General features: G+C 37.3%; 18 protein-coding genes. 4 read left to right on the forward strand and 14 right to left on the reverse strand.

Features of this window, described 5'->3' with window-relative positions; all coding sequences use genetic code 11:
• Positions 1-2: 2 nt before the first annotated feature.
• Positions 3-1,466: an ABC transporter permease gene (locus IGI58_RS17310; protein WP_429952442.1), complete on the reverse strand. Its 1,464-nt coding sequence runs from the start codon at positions 1,464-1,466 to the stop codon at positions 3-5.
• 323 nt (positions 1,467-1,789) lie between these two features.
• On the opposite strand from IGI58_RS17310, the gene IGI58_RS17315 reads away from it, so the two are divergent.
• The gene (locus IGI58_RS17315; protein WP_429952441.1) at positions 1,790-3,094 is read left to right on the forward strand and encodes an ISL3 family transposase; all 1,305 of its coding nucleotides are present in this window, start codon (positions 1,790-1,792) and stop codon (positions 3,092-3,094) included.
• A gap of 130 nt (positions 3,095-3,224) precedes the next feature.
• On the opposite strand, the gene frr is transcribed toward IGI58_RS17315, so the two are convergent.
• From frr to IGI58_RS17345, 6 genes are all read right to left on the reverse strand, one after another.
• Positions 3,225-3,782, reverse strand: a complete 558-nt coding sequence (gene frr / locus IGI58_RS17320) for a ribosome recycling factor (RefSeq protein ID WP_087640198.1) — start codon at positions 3,780-3,782, stop codon at positions 3,225-3,227.
• Positions 3,783-3,785: 3 nt separating this feature from the next.
• A complete protein-coding gene (gene pyrH, locus IGI58_RS17325) occupies positions 3,786-4,508 on the reverse strand; it encodes a UMP kinase (RefSeq protein ID WP_069665001.1) in 723 nt (240 codons plus the stop codon).
• 125 nt (positions 4,509-4,633) lie between these two features.
• On the reverse strand, positions 4,634-5,515 hold the full coding sequence (gene tsf, locus IGI58_RS17330; RefSeq protein ID WP_087640199.1) for a translation elongation factor Ts: 882 nt from the start codon (positions 5,513-5,515) through the stop codon (positions 4,634-4,636).
• 330 nt (positions 5,516-5,845) lie between these two features.
• Complete coding sequence (gene rpsB / locus IGI58_RS17335; protein ID WP_087640200.1) at positions 5,846-6,634, reverse strand: 30S ribosomal protein S2; 789 nt, start codon at positions 6,632-6,634, stop codon at positions 5,846-5,848.
• A gap of 346 nt (positions 6,635-6,980) precedes the next feature.
• Complete coding sequence (locus tag IGI58_RS17340) at positions 6,981-7,742, reverse strand: carbonic anhydrase (RefSeq protein WP_087640201.1); 762 nt, start codon at positions 7,740-7,742, stop codon at positions 6,981-6,983.
• A gap of 180 nt (positions 7,743-7,922) precedes the next feature.
• The gene (locus IGI58_RS17345; protein ID WP_429952440.1) at positions 7,923-8,687 is read right to left on the reverse strand and encodes a TrmH family RNA methyltransferase; all 765 of its coding nucleotides are present in this window, start codon (positions 8,685-8,687) and stop codon (positions 7,923-7,925) included.
• 123 nt (positions 8,688-8,810) lie between these two features.
• Between IGI58_RS17345 and IGI58_RS17350 the strand changes: the two genes are divergently transcribed.
• On the forward strand, positions 8,811-9,086 hold the full coding sequence (locus IGI58_RS17350; protein WP_087640203.1) for an acylphosphatase: 276 nt from the start codon (positions 8,811-8,813) through the stop codon (positions 9,084-9,086).
• A gap of 124 nt (positions 9,087-9,210) precedes the next feature.
• Complete coding sequence (gene yidC / locus IGI58_RS17355) at positions 9,211-10,140, forward strand: membrane protein insertase YidC (protein ID WP_087640204.1); 930 nt, start codon at positions 9,211-9,213, stop codon at positions 10,138-10,140.
• A 106-nt stretch (positions 10,141-10,246) separates the two neighbouring features.
• On the opposite strand, the gene IGI58_RS17360 is transcribed toward yidC, so the two are convergent.
• The 7 genes from IGI58_RS17360 to glyQ form a co-directional block, all read right to left on the reverse strand.
• The gene (locus IGI58_RS17360; protein ID WP_429952438.1) at positions 10,247-10,816 is read right to left on the reverse strand and encodes a TetR/AcrR family transcriptional regulator; all 570 of its coding nucleotides are present in this window, start codon (positions 10,814-10,816) and stop codon (positions 10,247-10,249) included.
• 63 nt (positions 10,817-10,879) lie between these two features.
• The gene (locus tag IGI58_RS17365) at positions 10,880-11,680 is read right to left on the reverse strand and encodes a tryptophan-rich sensory protein (RefSeq protein WP_429952437.1); all 801 of its coding nucleotides are present in this window, start codon (positions 11,678-11,680) and stop codon (positions 10,880-10,882) included.
• Positions 11,681-11,696: 16 nt separating this feature from the next.
• Positions 11,697-12,470, reverse strand: coding sequence for a DUF1295 domain-containing protein (locus tag IGI58_RS17370; RefSeq protein WP_429952436.1), 774 nt, complete (start codon positions 12,468-12,470; stop codon positions 11,697-11,699).
• A gap of 1 nt (position 12,471) precedes the next feature.
• The gene (locus tag IGI58_RS17375) at positions 12,472-14,292 is read right to left on the reverse strand and encodes a DAK2 domain-containing protein (RefSeq protein ID WP_429952435.1); all 1,821 of its coding nucleotides are present in this window, start codon (positions 14,290-14,292) and stop codon (positions 12,472-12,474) included.
• A 7-nt stretch (positions 14,293-14,299) separates the two neighbouring features.
• The gene (locus IGI58_RS17380) at positions 14,300-14,704 is read right to left on the reverse strand and encodes a DUF2177 family protein (protein ID WP_225533872.1); all 405 of its coding nucleotides are present in this window, start codon (positions 14,702-14,704) and stop codon (positions 14,300-14,302) included.
• A gap of 144 nt (positions 14,705-14,848) precedes the next feature.
• Positions 14,849-16,921 (reverse strand): glycine--tRNA ligase subunit beta, encoded by a 2,073-nt coding sequence (gene glyS / locus IGI58_RS17385; protein ID WP_429952434.1) that lies wholly within the window; start codon positions 16,919-16,921, stop codon positions 14,849-14,851.
• Position 16,922: 1 nt separating this feature from the next.
• Positions 16,923-17,831, reverse strand: coding sequence for a glycine--tRNA ligase subunit alpha (glyQ, locus tag IGI58_RS17390; RefSeq protein ID WP_429952433.1), 909 nt, complete (start codon positions 17,829-17,831; stop codon positions 16,923-16,925).
• Positions 17,832-18,101: 270 nt separating this feature from the next.
• On the opposite strand from glyQ, the gene IGI58_RS17395 reads away from it, so the two are divergent.
• Positions 18,102-19,307, forward strand: coding sequence for an IS110 family transposase (locus IGI58_RS17395; RefSeq protein ID WP_429952432.1), 1,206 nt, complete (start codon positions 18,102-18,104; stop codon positions 19,305-19,307).
• Positions 19,308-19,376 lie beyond the last annotated feature (69 nt).

Here is a 19,376-nt window from a genome sequence, read left to right on the forward strand (position 1 = left end):
TCCTACATCATTATTTTCTTTGGATTTAATCGTACGATATATAGTAATGGCAAAATTGCTGATAGTAGGACCGTTCCTAAACCAACAACTAAATAGGTCACGATATAGCCAAGCGAGAATTTCACTTCATAGGCATTCATGATGTCATCTGCGGTTAAATCAGCAGTGCCAAGTTCATCCATAACCATAAAAGTATTCATTTGATTATTCGTATTGTTTAAAATATCACTATTCAATAAAGAATCAGAAACCATTTTTCCTAAGAAGTTTCCTGTAATCAATGATAAAATCAATGCGATTCCGCTGATCAACAGCATTTCAATGATTATTTGTCCCATAACGTGACTGCGTTTGTCTCCAAGTGACAGATAAATGCCCAATTCATGCTTACGATCTCTCATAAATAAGAGAACAACCAGCGAAATAATCAATAATGTCGCAATCACAGCAATCCAAACAACATAACCTGAAATTTGTGACATTTTTTTCATGCTCCCGCCGATTTGTTCATACTGATCAGCAGATGCTTTCACTGTATAAAGATTAGGCAACAGCGGTTGAGCTTCTTCTTTAAAAGCATCTACATCTTCCGGACTTTTCAATACATATATTGGTGTATAGTATTCTTCTTCATTTTCACCATCGAACATCTCACTATTTGAGGAAGTTTCTTTCAACTTATCCATGTAGTTTTTATTGATTTCCAACACTGTTTTATTCGGTAAATAAACTGTATTGATCTGCTGTAAAGACATAAATTGCTGATTCATATTTTGTTCAGAATTTTTTTCTTTCTCTTTTTCTTTCATTTCAACAGTCGTTGGTTCAAAAATACCAATGATTTGGATCGGTATGTCCTGCTTAAATAATTCTTTTTCTTCACCATTTTCGGCATAGTCATAGCCTCTTGAGTCGGCAACCATTTGGTCTCCAACAGAAAGTCCGTTTTCCTCAGCAACTTTTGATGAAATCAAGCCGACATTTTTACCATTTTCGATATCCTCTTGTGTAAATATGTTTCCTTCGATCAGCTTGATTTTCTTTTCTTCTATATCTAAAACTTTATTATAGTTCACACCTTTTAAGGTAAAGCCTTCCATCATACCAAATTCTTCTGACTCTGAAGATACACTTTTCAGATCTTTTGTTTGAACCATAGTCATTGCGCTATAATCATAATATTTTACATAGGGAGATTCTCCAATTTTCTTAATCAAGTCTACCTTGAGTGGTTCAATCTCAACGTCTTCTTTCATAAATTCTTCTTGATTGTTTTCATAATCAAGTTGAATCGTTGCCATACCACCAAGTTCTTTTTTTACACTTTTTTCAACATTTTGCGTAGACTGCTGAATTGCAATAGCACCAGCGATAACATTCCCTAATACAAAAATTACAGCAAATAAAATAAGTGACTTTCCCTTTTTTCTTGTCACACTGCATAATGCACGCTTAATAAAATTCATTTTTTCATCTCCTTCAAAAAAATATAGCTGATTACATTATTTCATAACACCGATTGATTAACAAGTTAATTTTTACTTGCCACTATTAATCTTTAATGTTTAATAAATTATAAAGTTATATTTTTGAGTTTTTTCTAATTAAATAACAAATGTTCAAAATAAAAATAAATAAACAGCAAAGATATCCTTTTAAAATGGCTCTATACTTTCTGATGTTGGTGAGAAATCACTGGCATCTTTTTTAATGCAAAATAATAGAAAAGACACCCTGATATCCTTTAGAATGAAGTCGTCTAAAACCATTCAAAAAGGAGGAAATCAAGATGTCCTATACAAATCTTATCAAAAATACCTTAGATATTCTAGACTTAAATATCACTTTTAACGAAAACTGCTTAAAAAAAGAACGGGTCAAAGGAAGAATCTGTCAGGTCTTTTCTGGTACGCTCGATTATACTGCGCATATTTGTCCTCACTGTGATCAAGAAGAAAAGGAAGCAATTATCCGTTGGGGCTTTACAAGCTGTTTGATTTTACTCAACGATGTTTCGGAGTATCAAACGTATTTACGCTTGAAGAAACGTCGTTTCTTCTGTCATTCTTGTGACAGAACATTTGTTGCAGAAACGAGTCTTGTTGAAAAAGGGTGTTCGATTTCATCGAAGGTGAAGCTGTCCATTGCTGACCGCCTCCGAAACGTCACTTCTATGAGTCAAATTGCACGTCAAAAGAAGGTCTCTGTTTCCTCTGTTTACCGTGTCTTGAAACGATTTTATGAGCCAAAAAAAATCAATCGACTCACCTTACCGGAAGTTCTTTGTTTTGATGAATTCAAATCAGTGAAACAAGTCACGGCTTCGATGAGTTTCATCATGATGGATGGGCAAACCAAGCAGTTAATTGATGTTGTTGAAAATCGTCAGCTCCCTTTTCTAGAGCGTTATTTTTCACGATTTCCTTTGACTGTTCGTAAAACGGTTAAGTATATTGTTTGCGATATGTATGCTCCTTATTTTTCTCTCGTCAAAAAGTTATTCCCGATGGCTCAGATTATTCTTGATCGCTTTCATATTGTCCAACTCATCGGTCGAACCTTTTTAAAGCACCGCATTCAGAGAATGAACACCTTTCTTCATCAGGGAAATACAGAAGCGAAAAAATATCGACACTTGAAGAACTACTGGAAGCTTCTTCAAAAAAATCAATCGAAGCTTGATTTTGAAAAACGCCTTTGGCGTCCTTCTTTCCGCACCTATTTAACTGAAACAGAGATCGTTGATCGATTACTTGCGTATGATGACGAGTTGAAAAGTGGCCACACCTGTTATCAGGACTTTCTTTATGCTATACAGACAAGAGACTTTGATCGGTTTCATGCACTATTAGACGAAGATTTCCGCCGTCTTCCTCCCTACTATCAAAAGACTATTGGTACGTTTAAGAAGTACCAAAATGAAATTAAACATGCGCTAGAATTGTCTTATTCTAATGGACCATTAGAAGGTTTAAATAACCATATTAAAGTGTTGAAGAGAAATGCTTACGGGTTCCGTAACTTTTACAATTTCAAATTGAGAATTTCTTTGTGTTTTGGCACCATTCTTTTTCAAGAAAACAAAAAGACCTAGAGGAAATTTCCTCTAGGATTCATATTCATCGATTTCATTCTTTGGATTTTCTTTACCAACATTAGTTGACAAAGAGCCTTTAAAATCAGGCATCTTTGCTGTTTTCTATTTTTTCGATTTAGGAAAAAATTTAAACTTCTAACAATTCTTTTTCTTTTTCAGCTGTGATCGTATCGATATTTTTCACACTATCATCTGTCAGCTTTTGCGCTTCTTTTTCTAAATTACGTAATTCGTCTTCAGTGATTTCGTTATTTTTTTGTTGTTTTTTCAAGTCATCGATCGCATCACGACGGATGTTACGAACAGCGATTTTCGCGTTTTCAGCAGCTTTTTTTACATCTTTCGCTAATTCTTTACGTCTTTCTTCAGTCAATTGTGGAATAACTAATCGGATAACCGTTCCATCATTTGTCGGACTGATACCGATATCGCTCGCTTGAATCGCTTTTTCAATATCTTCCAGTGAATTTTTATCAAATGGTGTGATCATCAAAACACGTGCTTCTGGAATATTGATTCCTGCAAGCTGATTGACAGGTGTTGGTGCACCGTAGTAATCAACTTGGATACGATCTAAAAGACTGGCATTCGCACGACCGGCACGAATTTGTCCTAGTTCACGTTGTAAGCTTTGTTCTGCTTTACCCATTTTTTCTTTTGCTGTCGCTAAAATTGTTCCGCTCATTCCTTATTTCCCCCTTACCGTTGTTCCGATATTTTCGCCTAAACATGCACGACGAATATTTCCTGTTTCATTTAGATTGAAAACAACTAATGGAATATCATTGTCCATGCTCAATGAGCTTGCTGTTGAGTCCATCACTTGTAGTCCTTTTGAAATAACATCCAAGTGTGTTAATTCTTCAAATTTAACTGCATTTGCATCTACTTTAGGATCTGCTGAGTAGACACCATCAACATTATTTTTTGCCATCAAAATCACATCAGCATCAACTTCTGCTGCACGTAAAGCCGCTGTTGTATCTGTTGAGAAATATGGATTTCCTGTACCACCGGCAAAAATCACGATACGACCTTTTTCTAGATGACGCTCTGCCCGACGTCGGATATACGGTTCTGCAATTTGACGCATTTCGATCGATGTTTGAACACGTGTAGGAACGCCTAGATTCTCCAAGGTATCTTGCAGCGCCAACGCATTCATGACTGTTGCAAGCATTCCCATATAATCAGCTTGCGCGCGTTCCATACCCATTTGCGCACCAATTTGTCCACGCCAGATATTTCCACCGCCGACAACGATCGCCATTTCGATCCCTAATTCATGTACTTCCTTGATCTCTTCTACAATTTCTTTGATTACAGGAGGCTTAATTCCAAACCCATCTTCTCCGGCTAAAGCTTCGCCGCTTAACTTCAATACAACTCGTTGATACTTAGGTTTTACCATTTTGATTTCCCTCCACCATTTATCTATCAATAGTTTAACATATTTCGACTATTATTTCTTTTAATTCCTAAAAAAAGGGAGCGCATCTTCATGCGTTCCCGACTGTCTCAAAAGCAGAAACAGAATTATTTTTTGATTTGGCTCATAACTTCGTCCGCAAAGTTATCTTCACGTTTTTCGATTCCTTCGCCCACTTCAAAACGAGTGAAAGATTTAACTGTAGCGCCTTTAGATGCTACATATTTTTCAACTGTCATATCAGGATCTTTAACGAATGGTTGATCTACTAATGAAATTTCAGCTTTAAATTTGTTCAAACGGCCGATAACCATTTTTTCAACGATGTTCGCTGGTTTGCCTTCATTTAATGCTTGCTCAGAAAGAATTGCTTTTTCATGATCTAATTCTTCTTGAGGAATTTGTGATTCGTTCACATAACGAGGATTGATAGCTGCAACGTGCATCGCAACGTCTTTCGCAACTTCTTCGTCAGTCGTGCCATCTAAGACTGTCAATACAGCGATACGTCCACCCATGTGTAAGTAAGCGCCGAAAGCAGCATTATCAGCTTTTTCAACTAGCTCAAAACGGCGGAAGCTGATTTTTTCACCGATAACAGTTGTTGCTTCTACTAACTCAGACTCGATTGTGCCTTTATCTGTTTTAAGTGCTAAAGCTTCTTCCATAGAAGCTGGTTTGTTTTTCGCGATTTCAGTAGCGATTTTTTTAACTAGGTCTTGGAACATTTCATTTTTAGAAACGAAATCTGTTTCAGAGTTTACTTCAACGATTGCTGCGAAGTTTCCATCTGTTGCAACGTTAGCTAAACCTTCTGCTGCTACACGGTCATTCTTCTTAGCAGCTTTTGCCATACCTTTTTCACGTAGATAATCTACAGCTGCATCCATGTTTCCTTCTACTTCTACTAACGCTCTTTTTGCGTCCATCATACCGACACCAGTCATGTCGCGTAGTTCTTTAACTAATTTTGCTGAAATATCTGCCATTTTCTTGTTCCTCCTAAGTTTTAAAAGCTGAATGAGCTCGATAAGACTCGACTGAAAAATAGAGAAATATGAATGTGATGCTTTTAATCACAGGCAGATTTCATCTTTTTTCTGAGAGTCTAGCTCATGAAGCTAGATAGTTTTAAAAGCGTAACAGTCTCGTTTAACCTTGACTGAAAAATGGGAAAAATTGATTGAGATGTCTTTTGTCTCACTTCATTTTTATCCATTTTCCAAAGCGCTAGCTCATGTTTGTTTAAAAAAAGCTATCTCAAAGGTAAAATCAGGCTTTTGTTCGCCTAGCCTTCAAGACAGCTCTGTAATTTTATATTATTCTGCTGATTCGTTGCTGCCTTCAACAACATCAACGATTTCTTCGATAGAAGTTGCAGCTTCTGGTGCTTCTTCAACGAATGTTTCTTCAACGACTTGATCTTCACCTTGGTTTCCTTCGATGAAAGCATCAGCCATTTTAGCAGTGATCAATTTAACCGCACGAATCGCATCATCATTTGATGGGATTACTACATCGATCTCATCAGGATCACAGTTTGTATCAACCATAGCAACGATCGGGATGTTCAATTTTTGTGCTTCTTGAACAGCAATACGTTCTTTACGAGGATCAACGATGTACATTACATCTGGAATTCTAGGCATATCAGCGATACCGCCTAAGAATTTTTCTAAACGTTCGCGTTGTTTGTTTAAGCCAACAACTTCTTTTTTAGGAAGTACATCAAATGTTCCATCTTCTTCCATTTTGTTGATGTCTTTCAAACGTTTGATACGTTTTTGGATTGTATCCCAGTTAGTTAGAGTTCCACCTAACCAACGGTGGTTAACATAGAACTGACCTGAACGAATCGCTTCGTCTTTGATTGCTTCTTGTGCTTGTTTTTTTGTTCCTACGAATAATGCAACACCGCCGTCTTCAGCAACGTTTTTCATGTAATCGTAAGCAGCATCTACTAATTTAACTGTTTTTTGTAAGTCAATGATGTAGATTCCGTTTCTTTCTGTGAAGATATATTTCTTCATTTTTGGGTTCCAGCGACGAGTTTGGTGACCAAAGTGTACGCCGGCTTCTAGTAATTGTTTCATAGAAATTACTGCCATGATTTGTTTCCTCCAATTGGTTTTTATTTGTTCCCTCTCCTGTTCTCAGCTTTATAAGGAACTACTAAACGCAGCACCGCCTTATAAATCAAACAAGGATGTGGATTTAGTGTTTTCACACCGTTAACTAGTATAACTTACTCTTATAGATATTTCAACAATAAAAAAAGGTTTTTCTGAATTTATGTAAAGACTGCCTCTCACTTCCGTTGACTACAACTCCATTAAAAAGAAGTGACTGAGACATAACATATCTGCTATATTTCAATCACTTCATATTTGAACTTTAGTGCAGTCTCTTTGTTCATCCTATTTTTTAAAGTCAGACGAGCATTACTATAGTAGACTATTCATTATGAGACAATACTACACGATCATTCAACGGTTGGATCTCGCGATTATTATGATCATAGAATTCTTGGAAATCTTTGATTTGTTCAGCAGAAACTTCGACAGGATTTTTAAGCACATACCACTCCACGTTTTCAGAAAGTGGCGGTGTCGTAAGTGAACCTAGGTAATGATAGTAACTTTTATTCTCAGGGAACATTGTTTCGATATCTGTGATCTCACTATCTTTTTGGTTCTTCACGTCATCTAATACTTCTTGGAATCCTTTGTTTTCCTGACCTTTTTCAAAGAAAACACCGATCACCGCAAGTCTTCCATCTTGTGCTTGATTGACAAAGTGAGCTTCCATTGGATAATGCTTGCCATCAACAGTATGCTCACTCTCAGCATGGAAATGGAATTGAGTCAATTCAAAATTTCGTCCATTGATCACGGCTGTACCTGAATCAGTCAATTGAATGCTGTGACCATTATTTTCAGCCTTTGTGATTTTAGCACTATAGTCAAGTGTGATTCCGCCTTTATCAGTCATTTCTACTGATGATGAAGCCGGAATATCGATCGGCGACTGCATTTTCCCAGCAACCTGCTCCCACTCTTCCTGTGCATCATAATCAAAATGACCAGCTTCTTTTTTTGTTGTACTTTCTTGTGTGTGTGAAGAGCTTTCGCTTGTTTTTGTTGCAGTTTGTTGACTGCAAGCTGTTACTAATAACAACGACGGTAATACCATCGACATAAGCAACGTTCTTTTCATATTTGTTTCCTTCTTTCAAATTTAGCAAACTTACTTCTATTTACCATCATTATAAAAAACATAGCTATGCTCTTTTCATCGCTTGCCGGCTAAAGTATTATACTGCTTCTGCGCCAATATTTCAAACAAAAATAACAAGAATTTCTCCTTGTTATTTTATCTTTTTGTTTAAAATTTTTTTCACAAGAAATGATACATCAAAATCCCAGCAGCAATCGCAACATTCAATGATTCTGCTTTTCCGACGATCGGAATATAAACAGACTGATCGACCATTTCCAATAGTTCTCTTGAGACCCCTTGTCCTTCATTTCCCATGATCAAAGCATAATTTTCTTGTTTAGGTAATGTCTGATAAGCAACTGCTTCTTTATTTAATTCAGTGCCATAGACAGAAATTCCGTTTTTTTGAAATCCTTCGATTACTTCTGCAAGCGGCAAACGAAAGAGCGGCAAATGATAATTACTGCCCTGCATCGCCCGAAGAACTTTTGTATTATAAATATCTGCACAACCAGAGCCTAGGACAACGCCAGTCAGCCCAGCAGCATCTGCTGTGCGAATCATCGTACCCACATTTCCAGGATCTTGAACATTATCTAACAATAGCCAACGCCCATGATGAGACATCCCTTGTTCCTGATCTGGCATCTTAACAACTGCTAGCATCCCTTGAGGTGTCGGTACTTCAGAAAGAGAACTTAAAATTTCTTCTGTCACGAAAATAAAGCGTTCATCTTCATGTAAAGCAATCCACTCAGCCCATTCCTCTATCCCACGCTGATTGATCAAAATCCACTCGACTTCAGCATGTGCCTCGATTGCTTCTTCGATCAGATGAAAACCTTCTATCAAATAGCGTTGTTGCGCTTCACGATGTTTTTTTATTCTTAATTTTTTTAATTCTTTTATCATTGTATTTTTGCTGGACAAAATTTCTTTCATTTTTACACCTCACCAACATTTATTATACCATGACTATTTCACCTCAAACAATCACTACTTTACTTGTCAGATAATCAAAAAAACGCTATCATTGATAGTAAGTTAAAAGCGAGGTGCACACTTATGAGAAAAGTACGCATGAATGTTCAAGGCAGAGTCCAGGGTGTAGGTTTTCGCTATATGACTAAGCTTGCTGCAGATGAGCTTGGTATAGCAGGAACCGTCCGAAATGAAGACGATGGTTCTGTTTCAATAGAAGCATTCGGCACAGATGAAAAAATGGCTGAATTCATACAAAGAGTCAAAGACTCACCTAGTCCTGCTGGGCGAGTAACTTATGTTGATCTACAAGACGACCCATTACTCGAAGAATATTCTTCTTTTAAAGTCACTAACTAGTCGAAAGCAATTATGAAGGATCCTACTCAGACTTGAGGCGGATTCTTCTATTTTTTATTGAAAAAAAACGCTTTTTCAAGTATAGTTAGACATGTGCAAATTTTTTAGAAAAGGACAGAGTGAAATGCAAAAATTAAATAAGTGGCTACTGGGTTCCGGCCTATTCACCTTGGTATTGTTTTTATCAGGCTGTGTAAAAACTGGATCTGATGGTCAACCAACAGGTGAAGGAATCATTTATAACTTCCTAGTAAAACCAATGAGCAGCGCCATTACATATCTTGTTGATAATTTCAACTGGAACTACGGCTGGGCCATTATCTTCATCACGATCATAGTACGACTGGTCATCATGCCTTTAGGCTTGAGCCAATCGAAAAAAAGTATGATCCAAACAGAAAAAATGCAAGCGATCAAGCCTCAACTTGATGCTGCACAAGCAAAATTAAAAGAAGCGACCACTCGAGAAGAACAAATGCAGGCGCAAGCAGAATTACAATCTGTCTATAAAGAAAACAACATGAGTATGATGGGCGGTATCGGCTGTCTACCATTATTGATCCAAATGCCGATTTTCTCTGCCTTATTCTTTGCAGCTCGTTATACGAAAGGTATCAGTGAAGCTAGCTTCCTTGGTGTCAATCTTGGTCAACCAAGTATGATCTTCGTTATTTTAGCCGGAGTTGCTTACTTACTACAAGGGTATCTTTCAACGATCGGTATTCCAGAAGAACAAAAGAAAACGATGAAATCTATGTTGATCGTTTCACCTTTGATGATCGTCTTTATGTCTATCAGCTCGCCAGCAGGCGTTACGCTATATTGGGTAGTCGGCGGTATTTTCACTTGTATCCAAACATTTATTACAAACATATTATTAAAACCAAGAATCAAAGCGCAGGTTGCGGAGGAATTGAAAAAGAATCCGCCTAAACAAGTGGTAACACCTAGAAAAGATGTTACTCCAGCTGATTTGAAACCAGCAGAAAAAACACCTACGAAAACAACTAGCTCACCTAAAGGTCGAAACGCTGGTAAACAAAATAGAAAATAAGAAAAGGACTGAGACGTAACTTTTAGAGTTAGGTCTCAGTCCTTTTTAAAACAAATAGACAGCAAATGCAGAAATACTCTTTTGAGAATCCGCTCCAACTTCTGCTTTATTCGTTACTTGTGATACCATTTAAAAATAAATCCACAACTTGATCAATCGTCAATGTTGTTGTCCGCTGCTCTGCTTTGATGTATGGTGATAATGTATTCAAGAAATGAGTTGTTGCTATTTCAGGAGATACTCCGGAACGTATCGGAAAATCACTTGTTTTAAACAGACGGAGCAACGGCTCTTTATAGGATTGATTCCAAAGTATAAATAATTTATATTGGGTTTCTTTCATCAATTTTGTATTAAAATCATGCATCATCAAATCAAAATCAAAAGGATGTTTTGTTTTTAAGCACTCAGCAAATCTTTTTAATTTGCTAACTGTATCCAGCGTCTGATCCTCCACTATCACAACTAATTCTTCATTCACATCACTTAATAAGGTTTCAATGACACCGATATAGACTTCTTCTTTATTTTTAAAATGATGATACAAATTAGGTTGCGTCACTTCGGCCAACTGCGCAATTTGTCTTGTAGATGTCCCTAAATAACCATTATCCATGAACAATCTAGTTGCTACTTGAATGATTCGATCTCTCGTGTTTACTATTTCTTTTTCCATTTACATTGCCACCTATAATTGATATGACTCTTATTTTAACAGAAATAATTGAAGAAAAACATATCAGCTAGCTTTCTTTTTAGATAAAAGAAATAAATCATACAAACAGAAGAGTGAAATCAGCAATAAACAAATCATAACGGTCGTAATGATCATTGGGTAGGCACCATTCCAGCCATCTGCTGAACGATGCTTCACTAATATACCGTAATACGCCCAAAGTGTAGCTATTCCATAAGCGATATCTCTATTCTTGATAACTGTTGCACCAATGATCACCACACCAACAAGTAAAATGACTATTGTCCAGACTTGCTGATTGTCTTGTAAAAAAGCAATAGTTTTATCAACTAAAAAAGCAGTGATATTCGCAATCGTTGCAATCGTGATCCAGCCAAAATACACGCTAAATGGCAAACGTATAAAAAAGTAATCCCCCTTAGTCAAAGACATCATCGCTAGCATTCTGTTGCAATAAATCAAGGTGATCAATAATCCCAACATAATAAAAATCGTGATATTGATATATAAATATTGCCAAGCAACTAACCAAAGACTATTCAAAACTGAAGAAATAATAAAGACTATACGTATTTTTTGCGCTATCTGTCTATCGGCTAAAATCGACCCATTTTTTGGTTTTATCCATTGATATACAACAAAGGCACCCAGTAGTAAGTAAATAACTGACCAAATCGAAAACGTAAGTCCTGCTGGAGCAAACAAATTTGAATAACTATCTGAAACTTCTTGTGTCGTCATTCCATTCATCGGCAATAAGACCGCAGCAGCATTTACACCGATCATTACAACATAGATGATCGGTACCAGCCACTGATACAACTCTTTTTTCATCTGGTTCATGTTAACTCCTCCTTCTTTATAATCCTTTCCTTCCAATAAAAGGGACAAACTTTGGGGTTTTTGCTGCATATGCTAAAAAGTCAGGACGTTCTTTATATTTTTTTTCAAGCAAAGGTACACCCGAAACAAATAACAATAATAAGGTGATCGTCAAAGGCCCAATGATTCCCCAAACATTCCGCACTTCATTCAAACTGATCAAAAAGATGCCCCACCAGCTAAGTGCTTCACCAAAATAATTTGGGTGTCGAGTCAACGACCATAAACCAGTTGTCAATAACTTTCCATGATTCGTTTTATCCTGTTTAAATTTTGCTAATTCATAATCACTGATCACCTCAAAACCAAAGCCAAGTAACCAAATAACGATTCCAGCTCCGTTCCACCAGTAAAATGAATTGGAAGATCCTGTAACGACCAATAAAATCGGTAATGATACGATCATCAGCAACACACCTTGTAATACAAAAACATTCAAGTAAGCTTTCAATTTGGCAAAATGTGTGCCCCAACGTTTACGCATATTTACATAGCGATAATCTTCCGGCTTACCAATATTTCTTTTCGCTAGGTGAAGAAACAAGCGAATCCCCCAAACTGCAACTAAACTTACGATGATCGTACTTACTTTTGTTTTATTCGGCATGATCAAATAACCTGTTAGTGCAACGATGACAAAACCGATTCCCCATGCTAAATCCACGATCGAATTATTTTTCAAATATTGTGCCCAAAAGAACAATGCCGTGAAGTAAACAAATAGTACCCCACTTATGATCCAAATCGTCATTCTAATTTCCTCCTTTATCTGCTAATTCAACTGCTACTGCAACACAACCTTGTCCTGCACTTAACGCAACAACTGAAGAAATATCCATGATATAACTTGCTGGCAAACTAAATTCTGTCTCTAATTTTTTGCCCCAAACCTCAGCTTTTTCAAAAGAATCGGCATGAAGGACGGAATAGCTTTTTATCCCTTGAGACTTATGCATCATTTTTAGCTTTTTGAAAATTTTTCGTTCATTTCCTTCTAAACTAAACGAAAAGTCACTGAGCTTCCCTTCGCCTTCTTCACTTAAACTAACGATTGGCTTTACATTTATTTTTTTCGCTGCTCTCCCTGCGATTTGCGGAATTCTTCCCGAATCAATCATCGGATTCAGATCATCAACACTCACTAAAATGTTTATATGCGCCCGCTTCGCCTTGATTCGTTCAACGATCGTTTCAAAAGCCAATCCCTCTTTGATCCACTCATTTGCTTTCATCACCAAAAGTCCTTCGGCACCTGAATTTAGTCTAGAATCGATCACTTCGATACGAGCTTGTGATGTCGTTCTTTTTACTGCCTGTTTCACCGCTTGATACGTTCCACTCAATTTGTCCGCTACAGTAATAACAATGATCGAATCGTACTTATTTTCTAAAAACGAAAAGAGGTTTTCAACAGTTCTTACCGCGGGCTGTGCACTTGTTGCACGTTGGTGCTGCTTTTTCATCAAAGTGAAAAGATGTTGATTTTGAATCGTCACTTTATCGATATAGCTAGTTTCACCTAATAAAATATTCATGGGTAAAACATGGATTTGTTCTTCCAACAAATAATCTGCTGGCAAATCTGCAATCGAATCAGTGACTAGAGCAATAGAAGCTTTTTTATCCTGACTGATTTGATACTGTAATAGCATATCATCTGCCTTTTGCTGTCGCACATCTCCAATTTCACCGACTATTTCCAAAACCTTAGCAGGTTGATTCGAATGAATATGAATTCTTGCCTTGCCACGATTGACCGCCACGATCAATGAATCTCCCAGATGTTTGATTTTATCTTGGATTTCTTGCTTTGTTAAAGCAACTTGATCTAAAAGGATTTCGGTACAATAACGATAGGCCGGTTCTTCCGTGTCAGGGTGTGTCATAGTTTGAAATGCTGGATCAGATGGCGTTTCAACACTTACTACATGCTGACTTCCATTTTTTTTATCGATAAAGGCTTGCGTGAATCCTTTGATAAAGACGTAAAATCCTTGTGCACCAGCATCTACGACTTGGTTCTTTTTTAGCACCTTTAGCTGCTCTGTCGTATTCTCCAACGCTTCTTTTGCAGCAGTAAGTGCTTTAGTTAATTTCATTTCAAGCGTCGATCTTTGCTCACCTTCGTTTAATGCTTCTGCCCATGAACGCATTACTGTAATGATCGTTCCCTCTACAGGATTTTCAATTGCTTGGTACGCCTCACTAATAGCAGATTTCATACTACTCACAAGACTTTTCACCGAATTTTTTTCCTCTGAATCCAATAAATGGGTGTAGATCCCATTAAAATATTGTGCAAAAATAATACCGGAATTTCCTCTAGCTCCAATCAAAGCAGCATCAGCAACTTTTTCAAAAACATCAAGAACTGATTGTGATTCTTCATGAGTTACTTCTAGTATCGATTGCATCAATGATGCTAAATTACTGCCGGTATCTCCATCTGATACTGGAAAAACATTGATTTGATTTAACTCCTTTTTCTCGTTAATCAATTGAATTGCCCCTTGTTGAAAGGCAAATAATAATTCTTGATGATCGATCATTTGATTAACCGTTTCCTTTTCCATGGGTATATTACCTCCAGTTGAAATGTTCGGCAAGATAAACAGTGATACCACAAGTTGTCGCTGTTACAAACATTCCCCAAATTAGATCAATGATGGTTATAATGCCTGGCCAGTTCTTCAACGTTGCTAGATTTGTTAAATCATACGTTCCGTAACAAACTAAGCCAAATAAAGCACCAGCTCCAATCGCAAAAAGCAAACTTTCCTTTTCGATCGCTGGTTGGATGACAAAAAATAGTACAGCAATGACATAAATGAGATAAAATAGTACAGCTGGTAAAATTTTGGTTTGTCCCATTAGATCACCTAAATAATTTTGATACATTTTCTTAGAAATCAAAAATAGCCAGATAAAATCAAGAATCAAAAAAACTAAAGCGGTGGTACCAAAAAGTTTAAATGAAAAATTCATGTATGTTCCCTCCTAAAATAAAAAATGATACGATTACCTTATCAATTGATAAGGTAATCGTATCATGCTTAAAAAAATTAGAAAACTATTTTGCTCATGAAAGAAAAACAGACACTAATAGGGAAGTCTTTTTCACTTTTTATATTATTTTACGATCAATAAATCTAAACTTGCTAAAGATAAAGCCATTTTAGCAATACGATTCAGTTCATTCAAACGATTTGTTTTTACACGCTCATCTTCGACCATTACCATGGTTTCATCAAAATAACGCTCGATCAATGGACGTAGATCAACTAACGCTTGATAATTTTCGGCCATCGTCTTGTCTTTAAAGCCAGCTTCCACAGCATTGACCGCCTTGTTCAGCTCTTTTTCAGCATCATTTTCAAACAAGGTCACATCTACTTCTGCTGATTGATCTTGTCCTTTTTTGGCTAAATTGATGACACGAGTCAACGCTTCGATCGATGGTCTAAATTCTTTATCCAACAAATGATTTTTGATGATCGCTGCTGATGAAAAAAGTTTCGTTAAGTCTTTTTGTTCTGCTGAAATCACAGCATCGATCACATCATGACGTACATCTTTCGTCAATAATAATTGACGCAAACGAGCTTTGACAAAGTCAATAACTTCTGCTTGTCCACTGTTCAATTGAATACCATATTTTCTGTCATCTGCATTGATCGCAGCATCGATCTCTCTTTGTAATTGATCAAGCGGGAATCTCCAGTTCTTGTTTTCAATAATGCGGATCACACCATATGTTTGACGACGTAGCGCATACGGATCATTCGAACCGCTAGGGATCATTCCCACAGCAAAGAATGAAAAGACGCTATCTAACTTATCTGCAATCGCTAAGACTGCACCAATATCAGAAACAGGCAGGTCACCTTCACTTGAAGTCGGCATATAATGCTCTTTGATCGCTTGGGCCACTGCAGGAGTTTCTCCTTGAAGTAAGGCATATTTTTCTCCCATGATTCCTTGTAGTTCAGGGAATTCACCCACCATGTTAGTGACTAAATCAAATTTATAGATCTCAGAAGCACGTTTCAACTCTGTCAATTCATTTTCAGAAAGACCAACTTCTTTACCGATCACTTGTCCGATAAGACCCACACGCTGCATTTTTTCATAAATCGTTCCAATTTTCTCGTGGAAGGTCACGTGTTTCAATTTATCGACACACTCTTCGATCGTTAATTTCTTGTCTTCGCTATAGAAAAATTCAGCATCTTCCAAACGAGCAATCAACACTTTTTCATTTCCTTTGATGACGTTTTCAAGGTGTACATCATTTCCATTTCGAACTGAAATAAAATGCGGCAATAACATCCCTTGATCGTTACGTACCTCAAAATAGCGTTGATGCTCTTTCATTGATGTCACTAAAACTTCATCTGGCACAGACAAATACTTTTCATCAAAACCACCAACAAAAGCTGTTGGATACTCAACTAGATTGGTTACCTCTTCTAGTAATTTCCCATCTAAATCTAAGGTCCAATGATTTTTTTCTGCTAATTGTTCAGCCTGGGCAACAATCATCGCTTTTCTTTCTGCTGGATCGACGATCACATACTGCTCTTTCAGTTTCGCTTCATATTCTTTAGAGTGCATTATTGTCACATCATCACCTAAAAAGCGATGGCCACGCGATTGATTACTTGTCTCCACATCCAAAACAGAAAAAGGAATGATCTCGTCTCCTAAGAGTGCAACCAACCAATGGATCGGACGAATATATTCAAAATCATAGTTTGCCCAATGCATCGTTACAGGAAATGTCAGACTTGTGATCACATCTTTTAATCCACTTAATACATCAATCGTTTTTTGACCATGATTATGCTTTGTGACATATACGTATTCTACTCCATTCAATTCCTTGAACGTAATCGCGTCTGTTGTTAGTCCTTGCCCTCTAACGAAACCTTCGGCAGCCTTACTCCAATTTCCCTGATCATCTTGAGCAATTTTTCTTGCTGGTCCTTTGACTTCTTCCTGTGTGTCTTCTTGTTGTTCAGGTAATTGAGTGACACGAACAGCTAAACGACGAGGCGTTGAGAAACTTTGAACTGTTTCATATACTAAATTATTTTCTTCTAAAAATTTCACTACTTTTTGTTCTAATTGTAAACGGCTTGGAGTGACAATATGTGCTGGGATTTCTTCCAATCCAATTTCGAGTAATAGATCTTTCGCCATATTAGTTTGCCTCCTTCGTAACTTGTTCTTTTTTATTCAATAATGGGAATCCTAATTTCTCACGCTCTGCAACAAAAATCTTCGCTACTGCACGTGCCATATTTCTAATACGTGCAAGATATCCTGCACGTTCAGTCACGGACACTGCTCCGCGAGCATCCAGTAAATTAAAGGTATGACTGCATTTTAAAATATAATCATATGCTGGATGCACTAAATTTTCATCGATACAGCGTTTTGCTTCTTTTTCAAATTTATCAAAGTTTTCTAACAGCATCTCTTGGTCACTGATTTCAAATGAGTATTTTGAATGCTCGTATTCAGGCTGATTGAAAATTTCACCATATTTTACGCCATTGGTCCACTCTAGATCATACACACTTTCAACTTCTTGAATATAAGAAGCTAGTCGTTCGATCCCATAAGTGATCTCAGATGTCACTGGATGACAAGCTAACCCGCCCACTTGTTGGAAATAGGTAAACTGAGTGATTTCCATACCGTCAAGCCAAACTTCCCAGCCCAGACCAGCACAGCCCATTGAAGGATTTTCCCAGTTGTCTTCCACAAAACGAATATCGTGAGCTAACGGATCGATTCCGAGCAATTCTAAACTTTCTAGATACAGCTCCTGGATATTTTCTGGTGAAGGTTTCATCACCACTTGAAACTGATGATGTTGATAAAGTCTATTAGGATTCTCTCCATAACGACCGTCAGCAGGACGACGTGACGGTTCAACATAAGCCGCATTCCAAGGTTCAGGTCCGATCGCTCGTAAAAAAGTATACGGACTCATCGTTCCCGCTCCTTTTTCCGTATCATAGGACTGCATGAGCATACAGCCATTTGACGACCAAAATTTTTGTAACGTTAAAATCATATCTTGCACAGTAAGTTTCTTCTCCATTGAGATCCTCCTCGTATAATAAAGTTATCAGATTTATTCTGATATTTTGTTTTCATCCCCGTTGGGGTATGATTATTTCGTACAGATAGAGGGCATAGTTTTTCCTCCTTGAAGCTTTGTCTTCCTAATTAAGACTGATGCCTCTTCTCTACGGACTGTATATGAATGAGCTGGATAGAACCGTGTTTCTGAATCTCTCACGAGGCTATATCGTCCCTAGAGTTTGAGGAAAACCTTATCTGTAAACTCTTGTTGAAAGGTGTTGATTGTATGTTCTTTATCGGTATTGATATTGGAAAACGAAACCACGAAGCAGCTCTACTTGATGAACAAGGGAAACTACTTGGAAAAACACTTCGCTTTGCCAATTCTAAACGCGGGAGTGAACAGCTCCTACAATTTATTAATCAGTATGAACTATTGCCTGATACTACTATGATTGGAATGGAAGCAACTGGTCATTATTGGTTATCGATTTATTCATTTCTACATCGATTGGGATTTCATGTAACAGCTTTTAATCCGATTCAATCCGATTCTCTTCGAAATTTCTATATCCGTAAAACCAAAACGGATACCGTGGATTCAGTCTTAATTGCACAAGTAATGCGTATGGACTTACCTGACCCAACCCAACTGCCTAAAGAAGAAATTTTTCAATTAAAACAGTTGGAACGGTTTCGTTACAGCGTTGTTGATAATATGTCGGACTTGAAACGGAAAGTTATTGCTTGTTTGGATCAAGTGTTTCCAGAATATAATCAGCTTTTTTCCGATATGTTCGGAAAATCTTCTACACAGTTATTACTTCAATCTCCTTTGCCAGAGGATTTGGTAGAAATTGACTCCGATAAATTAATCCAACTGCTGAATCAAGCGAGTAATGGTCGCCTAGGGCGATCCAAAGCGGAACAAAAAGTGAATCAGCTAAAAGGTATCGCAGAGTCTTCTTTCGGTATTAGCATTGCGACAGATGTTTTCAAGCTTCAAATTCAATTACTTTTAGAACAGATTCAATTATTTGAAAAACAAATTCATCAGCTTGAAGATGAAATGGTTCGGATTGTTGAAAAACAAGAAAATTTCCTCACGACTATTACAGGAATTGGTCCAATAACTGCCGCAGTTATCATAGGGGAAGTGGGCGATATTCATCGATTTGAACGCCCAAATCAATTGCTTGCTTTCGCAGGACTAGATGCCTCTGTCCATCAGTCTGGTGATTTTACAGGTACCCAAAATCATCTGTCAAAACGAGGCTCCCCCTATTTACGCCGAGCTATTTGGCAAGCAGCTTTTATTGCTTCTCAAAAAGATCCTGCTTTATCCGCTTATTACCAAGGTCTTAGAACTCGGGGGAAATCCCACGGAACAGCTATTGGAGCCGTTTGTCGTAAGCTTGTGAACATTATTTTCGCTATTTGGACAACGGATAAACCTTATGAAGTTCGTTTAACTTCTGAAACTGAAGCCTAGAAAATTTTAAACTATATGCTAGGCTTATTTGTCGTGCACTACAGTTGCACAACAAATAACTAAAAAAAA

The organism is Enterococcus sp. AZ020, from assembly GCF_050499205.1.
Taxonomy (GTDB): domain Bacteria; phylum Bacillota; class Bacilli; order Lactobacillales; family Enterococcaceae; genus Enterococcus_L; species Enterococcus_L dunnyi.

What these genes read in the sequence shown, in the direction of transcription:
- IGI58_RS17395 (WP_429952432.1), top strand. Translation starts at nt 18,102, where the DNA reads ATGTTCTTTATCGGTATTGATATTGGAAAACGAAACCACGAAGCAGCT.
- IGI58_RS17360 (WP_429952438.1), bottom strand. Translation starts at nt 10,816, where the DNA reads ATGGAAAAAGAAATAGTAAACACGAGAGATCGAATCATTCAAGTAGCA.
- pyrH (WP_069665001.1), bottom strand. Translation starts at nt 4,508, where the DNA reads ATGGTAAAACCTAAGTATCAACGAGTTGTATTGAAGTTAAGCGGCGAA.
- IGI58_RS17340 (WP_087640201.1), bottom strand. Translation starts at nt 7,742, where the DNA reads ATGAAAAGAACGTTGCTTATGTCGATGGTATTACCGTCGTTGTTATTA.
- frr (WP_087640198.1), bottom strand. Translation starts at nt 3,782, where the DNA reads ATGAGCGGAACAATTTTAGCGACAGCAAAAGAAAAAATGGGTAAAGCA.
- IGI58_RS17380 (WP_225533872.1), bottom strand. Translation starts at nt 14,704, where the DNA reads ATGAATTTTTCATTTAAACTTTTTGGTACCACCGCTTTAGTTTTTTTG.
- IGI58_RS17365 (WP_429952437.1), bottom strand. Translation starts at nt 11,680, where the DNA reads ATGAACCAGATGAAAAAAGAGTTGTATCAGTGGCTGGTACCGATCATC.
- glyQ (WP_429952433.1), bottom strand. Translation starts at nt 17,831, where the DNA reads ATGGAGAAGAAACTTACTGTGCAAGATATGATTTTAACGTTACAAAAA.
- IGI58_RS17345 (WP_429952440.1), bottom strand. Translation starts at nt 8,687, where the DNA reads ATGAAAGAAATTTTGTCCAGCAAAAATACAATGATAAAAGAATTAAAA.
- IGI58_RS17315 (WP_429952441.1), top strand. Translation starts at nt 1,790, where the DNA reads ATGTCCTATACAAATCTTATCAAAAATACCTTAGATATTCTAGACTTA.
- tsf (WP_087640199.1), bottom strand. Translation starts at nt 5,515, where the DNA reads ATGGCAGATATTTCAGCAAAATTAGTTAAAGAACTACGCGACATGACT.
- rpsB (WP_087640200.1), bottom strand. Translation starts at nt 6,634, where the DNA reads ATGGCAGTAATTTCTATGAAACAATTACTAGAAGCCGGCGTACACTTT.
- glyS (WP_429952434.1), bottom strand. Translation starts at nt 16,921, where the DNA reads ATGGCGAAAGATCTATTACTCGAAATTGGATTGGAAGAAATCCCAGCA.
- yidC (WP_087640204.1), top strand. Translation starts at nt 9,211, where the DNA reads ATGCAAAAATTAAATAAGTGGCTACTGGGTTCCGGCCTATTCACCTTG.
- IGI58_RS17375 (WP_429952435.1), bottom strand. Translation starts at nt 14,292, where the DNA reads ATGGAAAAGGAAACGGTTAATCAAATGATCGATCATCAAGAATTATTA.
- IGI58_RS17350 (WP_087640203.1), top strand. Translation starts at nt 8,811, where the DNA reads ATGAGAAAAGTACGCATGAATGTTCAAGGCAGAGTCCAGGGTGTAGGT.
- IGI58_RS17370 (WP_429952436.1), bottom strand. Translation starts at nt 12,470, where the DNA reads ATGACGATTTGGATCATAAGTGGGGTACTATTTGTTTACTTCACGGCA.
- IGI58_RS17310 (WP_429952442.1), bottom strand. Translation starts at nt 1,466, where the DNA reads ATGAATTTTATTAAGCGTGCATTATGCAGTGTGACAAGAAAAAAGGGA.